Source organism: Nocardia speluncae NBRC 108251, assembly GCF_001613245.1.
Lineage (GTDB): Bacteria > Actinomycetota > Actinomycetes > Mycobacteriales > Mycobacteriaceae > Nocardia > Nocardia speluncae.
This window is the reverse complement of record NZ_BDBZ01000020.1, coordinates 39,425-55,100: the sequence shown is the minus strand read 5'-3', so window position 1 is coordinate 55,100 and position 15,676 is coordinate 39,425. Positions and strand designations below refer to the sequence as shown.

Sequence of the window (15,676 nt, the reverse complement as noted above, 5' to 3'; positions counted from 1 at the left end):
CGATCGTGTGGCGGCGCTGGATTTGTCCGGCCACGGGACAACGGCGCACAACTCGTGGTATCCGGCTACCGGTTGCTCACTCATTGCGGGCTACTTCGTTCAGGGCTTCCGTACCGCAGAGAGGTACCGGGGTCGCTGCCAGTGCTGTTCCAGTTCTTCGGGAAGTTCCGGAAGCGTTACTCCGTAGGCGGCGGCGAGTTCGGCAGGCGCGGCGGCATGCACCGACCAGCCGTGGCTTCTCAGCCACTGTTCCGGATCGGCTCTGTCGTCGGAGTAGAACAGTTCGGCCGGGTCGATATTGCCGAACGGATTCTTGTCCAGGTACTTCGCTGCGATTGTGGTGAAACTGCTGCTCGCCGCGCCGGGAGGGACGGTCTCCACCGCGATTCGGCTACCGGCCGGGCTCAGTTCATCGATATGCGCGAACAATGCGTCCTGAGCCGCTCCGGGTAGGTACGGCAGCAGCCCTTCGGCCGACCATGCCGTGGGGGCGGCCGGATCCGCGCCGGCTGCCGCCAGCGCGGCAGGCCAGTCCGAGCGCAGGTCCACGGCCACGGTGCGGCGCTCGGCGCGTGGTGTCGCCGCGTGTTCGGCCAGCACCCGGTTTTTGAACTCGAGCACATCGGGTTGGTCGATTTCGTAGACAATGGTTCCGGGAGGCCAGTCGAGCCGATACGCTCGTGCGTCCAGCCCGGCGGCGAGGATCACCGCCTGCGCGATACCGTCCTCGACGGCCGAGAGAAAGAATTCGTCGAAGAATTTGGTCCGTATTCCCATGAAGCCGGGTACGAGTGGCGCGCCGGCCAGGGTCGGTGGGTCCGCCATTACATCCAGAAAATTCGGTTCACCGGCCGCGCGAACGAACATTTCCGCGTAACCGTCGTGAATGAGCGGATTCGGTGCGCCGGATTCCAGTGCCCGGAAGGTCGCCACTCCCAACGCGGTGAGTCCGACACCCGTCACGATATCCCATTCGTCTCCATCGGTTCGCACGACCGAAACCTCCCGAACGGATCGGTATACATGAATGGGGCAGTCGCCCATCGAAATCGGGCGTAAGAAAACCTGCCGCGTCACCGAACGAACCGGCGAGCGGATGAAAACATACGCCGACAATTCTACGTCTATCTGCCGGCTTCGTACCGGCGAAAGTTATCGTCAAAATGTCCTGGCAGGGCTACAGTCGGGAACGCGGCAGTCGGCGAGGTGACTGTGCGCGCATGTGTATGTGACAGCAACACTCCGACGGGTACTGCCGCTCGGGTGGAAAGACACAAATCGGAAGGCCTCGGTATGGCCCGACACAGAATGTCCGCGCGGCAGCAACCGCGCGTCAACGGTCACCAATTCTCCGCCGAGCACGATGGACAGCCGAACCGGCGAGGCCGAGTCGGCCCGTGGGCGGGAGCCGGTCGCAACGGCCCGATCCGCATCGATCGGGTCACCGCGGTACTCGCTGTGATCACATGCCTGCTGCTGGGTGCCGGTGTCGCCGACATATCGCATTCGCTGGTGCTGGCAATCATGGCGGCCGGTGCGATCACGGCCGGAATCATCGTCACGTTGGTGATCCTGCGGCCGTCGTGTTGAGCCTGGACCGGCGGCTGCAAGCGCAACGGCGATTTTTCCCTGGTACGACGATGAGAGTGATGGCCGAGGCTGATCGTGAGGAAGGGTCGCGATGGCTACCGAAGTGGAGCCGGCATCGTCGCGCATTCGACGGGAGTGGACGGGCCGATGGGCTGAGGTTCCACACTTCACCGCGGTAGCCGTCGGCGTACTCGCCGCCGCGGTTTTCCTGTGGAGCGTTTCCCCGGCTCTGCGCAAACTGCTGCACGTTCCCCGCGTGTATCTCGACCATTACTATTTCGGCGCACCGGATACGAGTGTCACCTGGGCGCTGGTTCTCGGTCTGCTGGCTGCCGCGCTGGCAAGACGCAAACGAGTCGCCTGGTGGCTGCTGACCGGGTATATGGTCGCGTTCGGCCTGCTGAATCTGTTCGATGTGATCACGAAGCGCAATGTGCACGCCGGGATCGCTCTCGGAGTCCACCTGGTGGTGGTCGCGATACTGGTCGCGACACGCGGCGAGTTCGATACGCGGGTGCGGCCGGGTGCAGGCCGGCGCTCCTTGCTCGTGCTCGCCGGTCTGCTGTTCGCCGGGACGATGCTCGGATGGGGGCTGGTCGAGCTTTTTCCCGGAACACTCGCCCCGGGGCAGCGGTTGGCCTGGTCGTTCGCCCGGGTGACCGCGCTCGCCGCGGCGATCAGCCACGAGTCGGAAGTATTCAACGGACGTCCCGGGCCGGTACTCAACACCCTGCTCGGGCTCGTCGGTGTGGTGGCAGTGCTGGCCGCGGTCTTCGTGTTGTTCCGGTCCCAGCGCGCCGGCAATGCGATGGCCGGTATCGATGAATCCGCCCTGCGCGGATTGCTCGCCACCTCGGCCGACCCCGACTCGCTCGACTACTTCGCCACCCGCCGCGACAAGTCGGTGGTGTTTGCGCTCGACGCGACCGCGGCGATCACCTATCGGGTCGAAGCCGGCGTGTGCCTGGCGGGTGGTGACCCGCTCGGATCCGCCGTCCACTGGCCGAAGGCGATTGCCGAATGGCGCAGCTTGTGCGCGCGGTACGGCTGGGAACCCGCCGTGATGGGGGCGAGCGAGGCGGGGGCGCAGGCCCACGCGGCGGCCGGGGCCCGGGTGTTGCCGCTGGGCGACGAGGCCGTCGTCTCGACCCATGCGTTGCGCACGCTCGGCGGACAGGAGATGCGTCCGGTCCGCCAGGCGGTCACCCGGGCTCGTGCGCACGGACTCCAGGTCAGGGTGCGCCGGCACCGGGACATCCCGGCGGTTGAGATGGCGGAAATCATCCGACTGGCCGATCTCTGGCGGGATACCGAGACCGAACGAGGTTTTTCGATGGCGTTGGGCCGGCTCGGCGACCGCCTCGACGGTGACTGTTTACTCGTGGAGGCGTTGACCGCCGACGGGGAGCGTGCCGGATTGCTGTCGTTCGTGCCGTGGGGCTCCACCGGCGCGTCATTGGATCTGATGACACGCGCCCCGGACGCCCCGAACGGCTGTGTGGAGTTCATGGTGACCGAACTCGCGGCGGTCGCCGACATGTTCGGACTGCGGCGGTTGTCGTTGAATTTTGCGGTGATGCGCTCGGTGTTCGAGGAAGGCGCGCGTATCGGTGCGGGGCCGGTGCTGCGGTTGTGGCGATCGCTGCTGGTGTTCTCCTCACGGTGGTGGCAACTGGAGTCCCTGTATCGCGCCAATGCGAAATACCGGCCGCAGTGGGTACCCCGGTTCCTCTGTTACCAGGACAAGCGGGCGCTACCTCGAGTCGGTTGGGCTTCCGCGGTGGCGGAGGGTTTCGTTACGATGCCGTGGCGTCACGATCGCGGTGACGCCGCGCGCGAATACACGGGCACGCGGATCGCGGTACCCGCTGAGCTACTGAAGTCCGGTGCGCTGCACACCGACGGCAGCCCGCCCCGGATCGCTGAACGTGCCCCGACACCGCACCTACCCCGCAGGCCCGAACAGGTCCGGGTCCGGCTGGATAAGCTCGGTGCCCTCGGCTCCGCCGGGGTCGACCCGTATCCGGTCGCCATGGCACCGACCCACACCATCGGCGCGGCGACCGGGGTGGCGAGAGGCGCCGCGGTGGATATCGCGGGCCGTATTGTCCGGCTGCGCGATTTCGGCGGTGTGGTGTTCGCGGTACTGCGGGACTGGTCCGGTGATATCCAGGTACTGGTCGATGCCGAGCGGGTGGGCCGTCATCGCGTGCGCGAGTTCGCCGGCTTCGACCTGGGGGATCTGGTCGGTGTTCGCGGTGTGGCCGGGATGAGCCGGACCGGGACTAGGTCCGTCCTCGCCGCCGAGTGGCGGCTGGACGGGAAGTGCTTGCACCCGCTGCCCGACAAGTGGCGCGGACTCGTGGATCCCGAATCCCGGGTGCGGCAGCGCTACGTCGAGCTGGCGGTCAGCCCGAGCGCCCGCAGATTGTTGCAACAGCGCAGCGCCATCGTCCGGGCGATACGCGATACGCTCGCCGACCGCGGCTACCTCGAAGTCGAGACGCCCATCCTCCAGCAAGTCCACGGGGGTGCGAACGCGACACCGTTTCGCACCCACATCAACGCCTACAACCTCGACCTGTACCTGCGAATCGCGCCGGAGCTGTATCTCAAGCGCCTGTGCGTTGCCGGTATGGACAAGGTTTTCGAACTCGGCCGGGTCTTCCGCAACGAAGGCGCCGACTTCACCCACAACCCGGAGTTCACGATCCTGGAAGCCTACGAGGCATACAGCGACTACGAGAAGATGATGGATCTGTGCCGCAGCCTCATCCAGGCGGCCGCGCTCGCCGCGCACGGCAGACCGATCGTCAAGCGTCCCGGCCGGGACGGCGCTCCGGTCGATATCGATATCTCCGGGCAGTGGCCGGTGCAGACGGTGCACGACGCCCTCAGCAAGGCGGTCGGACACCCGCTCACCCCGCAGACGCCGGCCCCGGTCCTGCGGCAGTTGTGCGACGAACGAGGAATCCCGCATCAACCGCAATGGGACGCGGGTGCCCTGGCACAGGAGATGTACGAACACCTGGTCGAGCGTGGTACCGGGTTCCCCACCTTCTATACGAATTTCCCGACCTCTGTGTCGCCGTTGACCCGGCCGCATCCGACCATTGCCGGTGTCGCGGCGAAATGGGATCTCGTGGCGTGGGGTGTCGAACTCGGCACGGCCTACAGCGAATTGACCGACCCGGTCGATCAGCGCAGTCGGCTCACCGAGCAGTCGTTGCTGAGCGCTGCCGGCAACGAAGAGGCCATGGAGTTGGATGAGGACTTTCTCCGGGCGCTCGAGCATGCCATGCCGCCGACCGGCGGGCTCGGAATCGGCATCGACCGGGTCGTCATGCTTGTCACGGGGGGCAGTATCCGGGAATCACTGGCGTTCCCGCTGGCCAAACCCTACACGTAGCCGGGGCCGACAGGGCGCTGTCCGGCCCGGTATCCGGCTTTCATCCGCGAAGCGTCGTCGTGTTCTCAGGTATTCGAGCGGGGCGCCGGATGGGTACCGGTCCGGTGTCCTGGCGGCACAACCGCCGGGTTCCGGGGCGGTGGGGTTCGTCCACGAGTGAGTGGGTAGGCGGCCAGCCCGATCGAAAGTGCCGAGAAATGTCCGATATCGGTGAATGTGGGGTCGGTGAGGAGCGGAATTCCGAACCATATGAGGATGCCTGCGAGGTACAGCCACCGCCATGGGCGGGCCACGCGATAGGTGAGAACTCCGACGATGCCCGCCAGGAAATAGCTGACCCCGATATCGCGTACATCGACCATTCCGGGGTCGGCGTAACCGCGGTGTATGGCTACGGCGAGTATTCCCTGGCTGAGGTAGGTGGCTCCGACGTGTGCGGTGAGGCCGACGGCCGCCCAGCGTAATGAGCCGAGCCACCGTTCCGCCGGTGCATGGAAGAGACAGAACAACAGCAGGTAGGGAAGCCAGGATCGGCCGTCGATCCACAGCAGACTGGTGATCAGGGTATGAACCGGGTCGGATTCGAGGTGGTGGAGGTTGGTCGAACGTTCACCCAGCAGGTGTTCCAACTCGTTGCTCGGCAGCAGACGCTGGACGATCGTGGTCATCAACAGCAGCGTCAGCCAGGAGAAGGTGCACGGAGCGCTGCGCAGGTATCGCCACAGGAGTGCCGAGCCACGGCGCGCTGCGTGGCCGGTGCCGGCGGTATCACTCATCTGCGGCCCCTCCGCATGGAGTTTCGCCACGGAGCCTGCGACCCGAGCCGCCTGCTACCGGAACCGGGGAGCACAGCGTCATCGCCTTCGGGTGCCGATACGACCTGTCTCCCCACGGATGACGGCCTGAGTGCGCGGCTGACGACGAACACTCCGGCCGAGCGAGTTACGGCGTACAACGCTCAATCCTAGAACCTTTCGCCATTCGCCGACAGGCGGTCGGGTCGTGAGTTCTGCGGGTGCCACGGGACGCATACTGGACGTTATGTCGTGGACCGGGCTCCTCGGATCGGTGCTGGATCTGCGTGTGACGACTACCGGCGCACTTTTCGTCTTCGTCGTTGTCACGGCCGTATGCCTGGCGACGTTGGCCACCCGGCTGCACCGGCGTTGGCTGCTCGCCGGGCTTGCCACGGCGCTGGTAGCGGATGTGGTGATCGTGGTGCTCGCCGGCGTGCTCGTCGAGAAGGTATGGCAGCCTTTTCCCGACCGGCTGCCCACGGTCGTCTACGTCTGGTCAGGGCTGGGTGTGCTCGCTGTTGCGCTGCTCGTCGGCCGCTGGATCGTCCGCCGCCGGGATCGGTCGCGGCCCTCGGCTGCCGCCGGGCTGCTTGCCGCCGCAACGGCGGTGGTGCTCTGCGCCGCGGGCGGAATCAACGCGGTCTACGACGCCTATCCGACGGTACGTGCCGTCCTCGGCATCAATGACTTCCGTAGTGTTCCGTTCGATTCCTCGCTGGCACCCGAGCCGGGAACCGGTGAGAGTCCGCAGCCCGGAAGCTGGACTCCCCCCGCTGACCTGCCGAAGTCCGGTGCGGTGACGAAGACCCCAATTCCGGGTACCGTTTCCCGGTTCGCCGCCCGGGAGGCGCGGATCTACCTGCCGCCGGCCTACTTCGCCACGCCACGGCCCGACCTGCCGGTGCTTGTCCTGCTCGCGGGGCAACCCGGCGGCACCAGCGACTGGCTGGTCGGTGGCCGGCTGGCCGAGACCATGAATGCGTACGCGGCCGCACATCGAGGGCTGGCGCCGATCGTCGTCCTGGCCGATGCCACCGGTGGCCAGTTCCACAATCCGCTCTGCGTCGATTCGCCGCTCGGAAATGCCGCCACCTACCTGAGCGTCGATGTGCCGCAGTGGGTGCGTACCCACTTGCAGGTCGATCCGGACCCGCGGGCGTGGGCGGTGGGCGGCCTGTCGGCCGGCGGTACCTGCGCCCTGCAGTTGGCAACCACCCGCCCCGACGTCTATCCCACATTTGTGGATATGTCCGGGCAGGCCGAACCTTCCCTCGGTGATCGCAACACCACGATTCGGGAGGTTTTCGGCGGTGACGCGGAGGCTTTCGCTCGGAACAATCCCGCCGATCTGCTCGCACACAACAGGTATCCCGACTCGGCCGGGGCGTTCGTGGTCGGTGTCGACGACACCGATACGCGCGGGGCGATAGAGGCGCTCGTGGCCGCGGCCCGCGCCGCGGGCATGGATGTCCATCTCACCGAGGTGCCGGGTGCGCACAGTTTCACCGTGTGGTCTGCCGGGCTCGAAAAGGAGCTGCCGTGGCTCGGCGGCCGGCTCGGCCTCGATGCCCTGTAGAGGTCCTCGCCACCGGCGCCGGCATCCGATTGCGGGTGACTACCGGTTCAGCGGTGGCTCGTCACAGCGAGTCATATCGTCCCCGCTGCCCGACCGGGACTACTCGCCCGGTTTGCTCTGCTCGTCCGGGCCGGCCGGCCGGGTGTGGCGTCGGCGGACCCGGCCGGTTGCTGATTCGGGTCGTGGGGTGACCGTAGCTGGTAGGGCACGCTGGCGACGACGACCCCGAGTTCGAAGTGCAGCCGGGTTTTCAGCCGGAGTGCGCTCTGGTTGTGTAGCAGTTGTTCCCACCAGTGGTCGGCGACGTGCTCCGGAATCACGACGGTGACGATATCGCGGGGATATCCGCGGCGCAGCCGGCGGATATAGCCGAGAATCGGCCGGCTGATTTCCCGGTAGGGGGACTCGACGATCGTCAACGGAATGTCGAAGTGGTGGCGTTCCCACTGCTCGCGAAGACGCCGGGTCTCGGGTTCGTCGATGGCGACAGACAGCGCGGTGAGCTGGTCGGGGTGGGTGAGTTTTGCGTAACCGAGGGCGAACACGGTGGGCTGGTTCAGCTGGGACACCAAGACGATGGCATGGTTGCGGCTCGGCTGGATCACTCCGGTGTCCTCGGACACCGCCATCATGTCCCCGACTCGGCGGTAGTGGACGCTGATCGCCTTCATCAAGGCGTAGAGCACCGCCATCGCGATGATCGCGAGGTAGGCGCCACCGGCGAACTTGTACCGGACGACGATTATCAGGACACATCCTGTGGTCACTGCCCCGAGGAGGTTGATCAGCTGTGACCGGCGCATGCGCCGGCGGTCTCCCGGCTCGGAATTCGCTGCCAGCAGGCGTTGCCAGCGCCGCACCATACCGGTCTGACTCAGGGTGAACGAGGTGAATACCCCGATGATGTAGAGCTGGATCAACTTGTCGATATTGGCGTCGAATCCGATGATCAATACGACTGCGAAGCCCGCGAGAAACAGGACGCCGTTGGAAAAGACGAGCCGGTCACCGCGGTGGTACAGCTGCCGGGGCAGGTAGCGGTGTCTCGCCAGGATCGAGGCGAGCACCGGAAAACCGTTGAATGCGGTATTGGCGGCCAGGATCAGGATCGCGGCGGTCGCGAGCTGGAAGATCAGGAACAGGATAGAGTTCGCGCCCCAGATTCCGGCACCGAGCTGGCTGATCACCGAGGGGAATCCGTCGGGATAGGCCCGCGCGTGCATCTTCAGGGCCAGGACGGTGAGACCGGTGAACATGACGATCGCCAGTACGCCCATGACCGTCAGGGTGGTGGCCGCATTACGGGCCTTGGGCGGCCGGAAAGCGGGGACGCCGTTGCTGATCGCTTCGACACCGGTCAGCGCGGTACAGCCCGATGCGAAGGCCCGCAATGCCAACAGCACGGTCAGGTATCCACCGGTCGGTTCCTTCGCGATGAGCTGCTCACTCGCACCTGAGGCGACCGGGATTCCCGCGCCGAGAAGGTCGTGGACCACCGCGGTGGCGAGCAGCAGGAACACCAGTGCGATGAACACATAGGTGGGCGCGGCGAACGCCTTTCCGCTTTCTTTCAACCCGCGGAGGTTGCCCACGGCCAGTACCAGTACCGCGCCGGCGGCGAGCTCGACAGCATACGGTTGCAGGCCGGGGAACCGTGAGGTGATGGCGAGAACTCCGGCCACCGCGGATACGGTCACGGTCATCACATAGTCCACCAGCAGGGCGGCCGCCGCGATCAACGCCGGTTTCTCGCCCAGATTGTCCTTGCTGACCACGAACGCCCCGCCGCCGCCGGGGTAGGCGTGGCACGTCTGACGGTAGGAGAGCACCACCACGGCCATAAGTGCCGCGACAGCCACCGACACGGGCGCGGCCAGTTCCAAGTACGCGGCGCCGCCCAGCGCGACGATCAGCAGGATCTGCTCCGTGGCGTAAGCGACCGACGAGATGGGGTCCGAGCAGAAGACCGGCAATGCCAGCCATTTGGGCAGTAACTGCCCACGCTCGCGCTCGGTACGTAACGCGGGCCCTACCAGCAGTCGTTTGACGACGCCGACCACGGCCACCTCTACAACGATAGATCTGCCCGGCACCAGCGAAAAGGGCGCGCTCCGGCCCGGTCCGGCGCGTCTGCTTCAGCTCGTCGCGGTGGCGGTGCAGGCTAGAGGTATGCCCGCTACCACGCGAGTCACCATTCCTGTTCTCGTTGTGACCGCGATGGCCGTTCCGATACTGCCCGCCTGCGGTACGGAACCGGTCGAGTGCCTCGCGGTTCCCGCCGCAACCGTTACGGCGATAGCCGATGGAGGGGAACCGGTCCCACTGGTCGTGCAGGAGTCGACGGCCTATCACGCCGAATCGGGCAACTATTGGGTCGCGCTACGCGTCGCTCGAGATGATGGCGACCGAACCGGGGTGTGGGTGGTCGACAACCTCGAACAGCCGGACACGATCATGGCCGCCGACACCGCCGCCGAGATGATGGCCGAGTGGCCGATCATCTCGGACGGCGACAAAAAGCCAGACAACCTGGTCGGTGGCGACCCGTATCGCCTCGCCACCGATTGTCTGCGATGAGCAACCGGCAGACACCGCAGGACCTGCAGTGTCTGCCGAGGGTCAGGCCCGGTCCGCTGCCGGTATCCGGTCGTCGTCCGAGGCGGAGGCCGGCGTCGTGCGGTGTGTTCGCAGCAGTGCGGCTATGAGGACAGCACCGAGGGCGAGGAGGCCGGCAGCGATCGTGAGCGCGAAGGAGAAGCCCGGCGACTCGGCGGAACCGGTCGAGGCGTCATTGTGGCGTTCGGCCACAGTGACCAGAACCGCGATGCCGATCGCGCCACCGATCTGCTGCACCGAGCTGAACAACGCCGAGCCGAGGCCGGCATTCTCCGTGGTGGTGCCGGAGACCGCGGCCACCGTCAGGGCCGGCAGGCTCAGCCCGCATCCCAGGCTGGTGACGATCATGCCCGGCAGCACGCCTGTTGCGTATGGATCGCCCGCCGCCACACCGGACAGCATCAGCAGCCCGGCTGCGCTGATCAGGAACGCCGAGACCAGCTGCCATCGCATCCCGATCCTCGTGATCGCGTACGTGGAAAGGCGCATACCCACCAGAATTCCGGCGCCGTAGGGCAGGTAGGCCAGCCCGGCCTTCAGCGGGCCGTATCCGAGAACGGTCTGCAAGTGGATCATCAACAAGTAGGCCATGGCGAAGAAAGCCACCGAGAAGACCAAAGTCGCCGCGTTGGCGACCGAACGCGTCCGGTCGGCCAGGAACGCCAACGGCACCATCGGCTCCGCCACCCTGGATTCCACCACGAGGAATGCGGCGGCCAAGAGTACAGCCAGCAGCAGGGTTGCGATGACGGAGACGTCTGACCAGTTCGTTTCCCCGGCTCGGAGCAGGCCGTAGACCAGAGACACCACGGCGCCGGTGCCCAGCACGGTGCCGGGTATATCCAGGCGTACCCGGGAGTGCGCACGACTTTCCGGGATCAAGCGCGGCAGCAGTACCAGGGCCACCGCCGCCACCGGCAGGTTGATGAGAAAGATCCAGCGCCAGGATGTGAGGTCGGTCAGTACGCCGGAGATCACCAGGCCCGCGGTGCCGCCCAGAGCTGCGATCCCGCCCCAGATGGCCAGTGCCCGGGTGCGTTCCGCGGTGTCCGGGTACAGCAGAGTGATCAACGACAGCGCGGCAGGGCTGGCCATTGCCGCGCCGGCGCCCTGAACGAACCGTCCGAGCACGAGTTGCCATGGCTCTTGGGCGAGCCCGCACGCGAGGCTTGCCGCACCGAACATCGCCACCCCCAGGAGGAAGACGCGGCGGCGGCCCAGCAGGTCGGCCGCGCGCCCGGCCAGCAACAACAATCCACCGAATGCGAGGAAGTAGGCGTTGACTACCCAGGCCAGCCCTGCGCCGCTGAAGCCCAGCTCGTCGCGGAGGGTGGGGAGGGCAACGCTGACCACATTGTCGTCGAGGACGAGCATGAACTGCACGAAGCACAGCACCACCAGTGCCGCCCGGCGCCGGCCGGGGGCTACGGAAGCAACTGCCGGCTTCACGGCAGACGCTCCGGCTTCGAGGGCGTACGCCAACCCTGATGAGTCACGAGATTTTTCAGCACGCTACGACGCTATGTGCCCTGCTGAGCTGGCCACAATACGTAATGAGGCCCGATGATGTTGCGTTGAGGACATAAGCTGGCGTCATGCTGGAATCCGCCGATTCGTTCGATCCGTCCGGCGCGGGAGTGATCATTGTCGACCAATTCCCGTTGACGTCGGGGGAATGGATCCCCGCCCACAGTCATACCCACCACCAGCTGGCATGGACACGCCGCGGGGTCCTCAGTGTCGCTGTCGCCGACGCGTACTGGGTACTGCCGCCGACCCGGGCCCTGTGGTTACCGGCGGGTGTGGTGCACCGAACCGGCGCCACCCGCGAGGCGGTGTTGTGCAGCCTCTACCTGGATCCAGCCGCCTGTTCCATGGGCTGGTCCGAGCCCACCGCGGTGGGTGTCGGCGCACTACTGGCCCAACTGATCACCTATCTCGCCCGCCGCGATCTCGCCGAAGACGTACGGCAGCGAGCCGAGGCTGTCGTGCTGGACCTGCTGCACCCCGTACCGACCCTGCCGATCGACGTTCCGCAACCCGTGGACGAACGGGTCCGCGCCGTGGCCGACGCCTTGCTCGCCGACCCTGCCGACCCCCGCAGCCTCGAAACACACGCGCACGACATCGGCGTGAGCCGGCGAACACTGACCAGGCTTTTCGTCCGCGACACCGGTATGAGCTTCGATCGTTGGCGCACCCATATGCGGCTGCGCGCAGCCCTGCCGCTCCTCGCCGAAGGCCGTACCGTATCCCAGGCCGCCCACGCCGTGGGATACGCGACAGCGAGCGCTTTCCTCGCGGCGTTCCGCCGGACCGTGGGGACCTCACCCGGACGCTACCTCCACGCAGACGCCGGCTCGACCTGGGAATCGAATGAGCCGGTGGAAGCGCACTCATGCTCACAGCGGCCCCCCGCCGTCGGCGAGGTCTGACCGTCGCGTCATCCGCCGCCGGATCGTTGTCGATCGATGACCACGGCAGGCGGGACGGACGCGCCTCGGCTCCTACGCTGTGTCCAGCACGCCCTGGTACCTGTGGTCGGGTGCTGGTAGGTGGATCGGCCCGGTGGTTCGTCCGAGCCGGTGGCCGCTGCCGCCGCGGCGCAGCGCGATGACCTCGGCGAGGATGGAGACGGCGGTCTCCTCCGGTGTGGCGGCGCCCAGATCGAGGCCGATCGGGGAGGACAGCCGGCTCAGCTCGGATTCGGTCGACCCGGCAGCGCGCAGGCGTGCCATGCGGTCGGTGTGTGTCCGGCGGCTGCCCATGGCACCCACGTAGCCCGCCGCGGAGCGCAGGGCGATCTTCAGCGCCGGGACATCGAAGCGCGGATCGTGGGTGAGGACGCAGATGGCGGTGGACGGTGTGATCGTCGCCTGTTTCAGGTAGTCCTGGGGCCACATGACGACCACGTCGTCGGCTTCCGGGAAGCGTTCGGGAGTCGCGAAAACCGGGCGGGCGTCGCACAGTGTCACCGAGTACCCCAGCAGTTTTGCCGCTCGGACGAGCGCGTGGGCGAAGTCGACCGCGCCGAACACCAGCATCCTCGGTGGCCGGGCGATCGACGAGATCAGTACCGAGAGTGTGTCTTCGGCGCAGTCTCCGGTCTCACCGAGCCGGATCGTCGTCGCCGTGCCGGCTTCCAGGTGGCCAGTGGCCCGCGCGACGACTGCCGCATCCACGCGCGGATCGCCGCAGGTGCCGGTCCGCGAGTCGCCGGTCACCACAAATGATCTGCCCAGGTGCGGGCCCGCGGAGACGACGGTGGCCGTGGCTACCGGCCGGCCCGCCGCGACGCTTTCCGCGACCAGGGAGAGGCCGGGAAGATCCGCCGGCCGCGCGCGCTGGACGAGGACGTCCATCGAGCCACCGCACAGCAATGCGAGGGCTCCGGCATCGTCGGCCGAGTATCGGCGGACGGTCGCCTTCCCGGTGTCCATCACCTCGGTCGCGAGATGGAAGACATCGCTTTCGATGCAGCCGCCCGAGATACTGCCGACAACGGTTCCATCACGCGCGACGGCCATGACAGTGCCGACCGGTCGGGGAATCGAGCCCGCCGATCCGATGATTGTGACCAGGGCACAATCGATTCCGGCTGCCTGCAGGCGGGCCACTGTGTTCAGCACTTCGTACATCCGGACTACCCTCTGTCTATCTCGCCGGTCCGCGTACGTGTCACCGAAGCGACCTGTATGCGGCGCGCTGCCGCCATCGATCCTTGTGTCGGCGGGCGGCCGAGCGGTCCCGGCGAGACGATCGCCGGAGTCTCGCTCTGGTGCGATGACAGAAATGATCGTACAGTGCCTTTGCGCAAAGGTAAGTGAGTGCAGGCAACGAGAAGATGGGTTGGGGCAGAGGTAGTGACGGAAAACTCGGACGGTGTCGACGAGATCATCCGGCAATGGGTCCAATCGCGGCCCGAACTCGACGTCTCGGCGTTGGAGATCTTCGGGCGCATGCACCGCAGTTTCCTGCTCTACCGTTCCCGGATCAATGGTGTGTTCGAGCAGTTCGGCACCAATGAGGCGGGATTCGACGTCCTCGCTTGCCTGCGCCGCGCCGAGCCGGAATTCCGGCGCACGGCGGGTGAGCTGGCCAAGCAGACGCTCGTCACGACGGGTGGCCTGACCTTGCGGGTCAACCGGCTGGAGGAGGCCGGGCTGGTGCTGCGGGAACGCGACCCCGAGGACGCCCGCGTCGTCTACGTGACTCTGTCCGATGCGGGGCGCGACCTCGTGGACCGTGTTGCCGATGCGCACTTCGCCGAACTCACGCGGATGCTGGTGGGTCTGGATGTCGACCAGAAGGATCGGCTGGCGGGGTTGCTTGCGGTGCTGGAGGGGTCGCTGCGAATGGCCGAGCTGCCGGTGGACGAGGGTGAAGCCGCGGTCGATCGCACCGCCTGAGTGGCCTGCCTTGCACGCTCCCGGATCTCACGATCTGGGAGCGTTCGTCGTTTCCGGGCCGTTTTCGCGAAACCTTTTCGATTTTGTCTGTGGGGGCCGTCACATTCCATTTGGGTGTGTGACCTGCATCTCTTCGTTCGGGGCGGCAGATTCCGGTGGGGTTAACCAGCTGTTAAGCGTCGAATTCGTGCCCATCCGGCGTTGACCTCTTAGCGGTAAGGAAGTACAAATCTCTTGCAGCCAAGATGTTCGGCAACCGCGGTGGACCCCAGCCCGGTCGCCACCATCGTCCCGACAGGAGACGTTCATGACGACAATCCGCCTCGCGGCCGCGGCCTTGCTGGCCGGCTCCGCATTGGTCCTGAGCTCGTGCAGCGGTTCGAGCGAGCGCACCGCCGCGGCGGCCGACGGCACCCTGGAGCAGACCGAGGTCTCGGTGGGCGTCCTTCCACTGGCCGACTATGCGGCCGTGTACTGGGCGGATGAGAAAGGCTTCTTCGAGAAGGAGGGCCTTACGGTGAAGCTCGAGCCGATCCAGGGCGGGCCCATCGGCATCCAGAAGGTCGCCTCCGGCGAACTCGACTTCAGCATCGCCAACTCGATTTCCGCGGCGATCGCACAGTCCCGCAAGACGCCCATCACGACCGTCGCGCATACGGCGTCGCTCGGCGACGGCAGTGGAATCCTCTATGTGAAACCGGATTCGCCGATCACCTCGCTCGCCGATATCAACGGCAAGACCGTTGGCGTGAACACCACCAACAACATCGGCGATGTCACCATCGCCAACCTCGCAGCCGACCAGGGGGTCGATATCGAGCCGCGGTACGTCGAGGTGCCGTTCCCCGAGATGCTGCCGGGGGTGCAGGCCGAGTCGATCGACGTGGGCTACGCGCCCGAGCCGTTCTCCTCGGCCGCGCGCGGCGCCGGGATGCGGGAGATCGCCGACCTCACCACGGGTACCAACAACGCACTGCCGGCGTCGATCTTCGTTGCGGGTGACGATTTCGTGGACGCGAATCCGGACACCACCGCGGCGTTCGCCCGCGCGATCTACGCCGCGGGAGCCGATATCTCCGCCCACGAGGCCGATTTCCGCAACTGGCTGCCCGGTGTCGCGAAGGTCCCCGCGGAGGTGGCCCAGAAGATGTCGCTGCCGATCTTCGTGTCGCGGATGGATCCGGCGAAGATGCAGTCCGTCGCCGATATGCTCGGCGCCCAGGGACGGATCCCCGAGGGCTTCGACGTCACCTCGCATCTCGTCACGCTCGAGGACTGA

At 66.5% G+C, this 15,676-nt stretch carries 12 protein-coding genes; 7 read left to right on the top strand and 5 right to left on the bottom strand.

Features of this window, described 5'->3' with window-relative positions; genetic code table 11:
• Positions 1-99: 99 nt before the first annotated feature.
• Entirely contained in the window at positions 100-1,044 is a 945-nt protein-coding gene (locus NS6_RS19195; protein WP_084471202.1) for an SAM-dependent methyltransferase, read from the bottom strand.
• 249 nt (positions 1,045-1,293) lie between these two features.
• On the opposite strand from NS6_RS19195, the gene NS6_RS19190 reads away from it, so the two are divergent.
• Together NS6_RS19190 and lysX are read left to right on the top strand one after the other, a co-directional pair.
• Positions 1,294-1,590 (top strand): hypothetical protein, encoded by a 297-nt coding sequence (locus tag NS6_RS19190; protein ID WP_157112835.1) that lies wholly within the window; start codon positions 1,294-1,296, stop codon positions 1,588-1,590.
• Positions 1,591-1,681: 91 nt separating this feature from the next.
• Positions 1,682-4,999, top strand: coding sequence for a bifunctional lysylphosphatidylglycerol synthetase/lysine--tRNA ligase LysX (lysX, locus tag NS6_RS19185; RefSeq protein WP_084471201.1), 3,318 nt, complete (start codon positions 1,682-1,684; stop codon positions 4,997-4,999).
• Between the two features lie 65 nt (positions 5,000-5,064).
• Here the strand turns inward: lysX and NS6_RS19180 are convergent, their stop codons facing one another.
• A complete protein-coding gene (locus NS6_RS19180; RefSeq protein ID WP_068043929.1) occupies positions 5,065-5,775 on the bottom strand; it encodes a rhomboid-like protein in 711 nt (236 codons plus the stop codon).
• Between the two features lie 265 nt (positions 5,776-6,040).
• Here NS6_RS19180 and NS6_RS19175 point away from each other — a divergent pair, with 265 nt between their 5' ends.
• Entirely contained in the window at positions 6,041-7,372 is a 1,332-nt protein-coding gene (locus tag NS6_RS19175; protein ID WP_068043652.1) for an alpha/beta hydrolase, read from the top strand.
• A gap of 71 nt (positions 7,373-7,443) precedes the next feature.
• On the opposite strand, the gene NS6_RS19170 is transcribed toward NS6_RS19175, so the two are convergent.
• Entirely contained in the window at positions 7,444-9,438 is a 1,995-nt protein-coding gene (locus NS6_RS19170) for an APC family permease (protein ID WP_068043650.1), read from the bottom strand.
• A 103-nt stretch (positions 9,439-9,541) separates the two neighbouring features.
• On the opposite strand from NS6_RS19170, the gene NS6_RS19165 reads away from it, so the two are divergent.
• Entirely contained in the window at positions 9,542-9,949 is a 408-nt protein-coding gene (locus NS6_RS19165) for a hypothetical protein (protein WP_157112834.1), read from the top strand.
• 42 nt (positions 9,950-9,991) lie between these two features.
• Here the strand turns inward: NS6_RS19165 and NS6_RS19160 are convergent, their stop codons facing one another.
• On the bottom strand, positions 9,992-11,437 hold the full coding sequence (locus tag NS6_RS19160; protein WP_068043647.1) for a DHA2 family efflux MFS transporter permease subunit: 1,446 nt from the start codon (positions 11,435-11,437) through the stop codon (positions 9,992-9,994).
• Positions 11,438-11,583: 146 nt separating this feature from the next.
• On the opposite strand from NS6_RS19160, the gene NS6_RS19155 reads away from it, so the two are divergent.
• A complete protein-coding gene (locus NS6_RS19155) occupies positions 11,584-12,423 on the top strand; it encodes an AraC family transcriptional regulator (RefSeq protein ID WP_068043646.1) in 840 nt (279 codons plus the stop codon).
• 72 nt (positions 12,424-12,495) lie between these two features.
• Here the strand turns inward: NS6_RS19155 and NS6_RS19150 are convergent, their stop codons facing one another.
• On the bottom strand, positions 12,496-13,626 hold the full coding sequence (locus NS6_RS19150; protein ID WP_068043643.1) for an XdhC family protein: 1,131 nt from the start codon (positions 13,624-13,626) through the stop codon (positions 12,496-12,498).
• 225 nt (positions 13,627-13,851) lie between these two features.
• Between NS6_RS19150 and NS6_RS19145 the strand changes: the two genes are divergently transcribed.
• Positions 13,852-14,397: a MarR family winged helix-turn-helix transcriptional regulator gene (locus tag NS6_RS19145; RefSeq protein ID WP_068043642.1), complete on the top strand. Its 546-nt coding sequence runs from the start codon at positions 13,852-13,854 to the stop codon at positions 14,395-14,397.
• Between the two features lie 307 nt (positions 14,398-14,704).
• Positions 14,705-15,676, top strand: a complete 972-nt coding sequence (locus NS6_RS19140) for an ABC transporter substrate-binding protein (protein ID WP_068043640.1) — start codon at positions 14,705-14,707, stop codon at positions 15,674-15,676.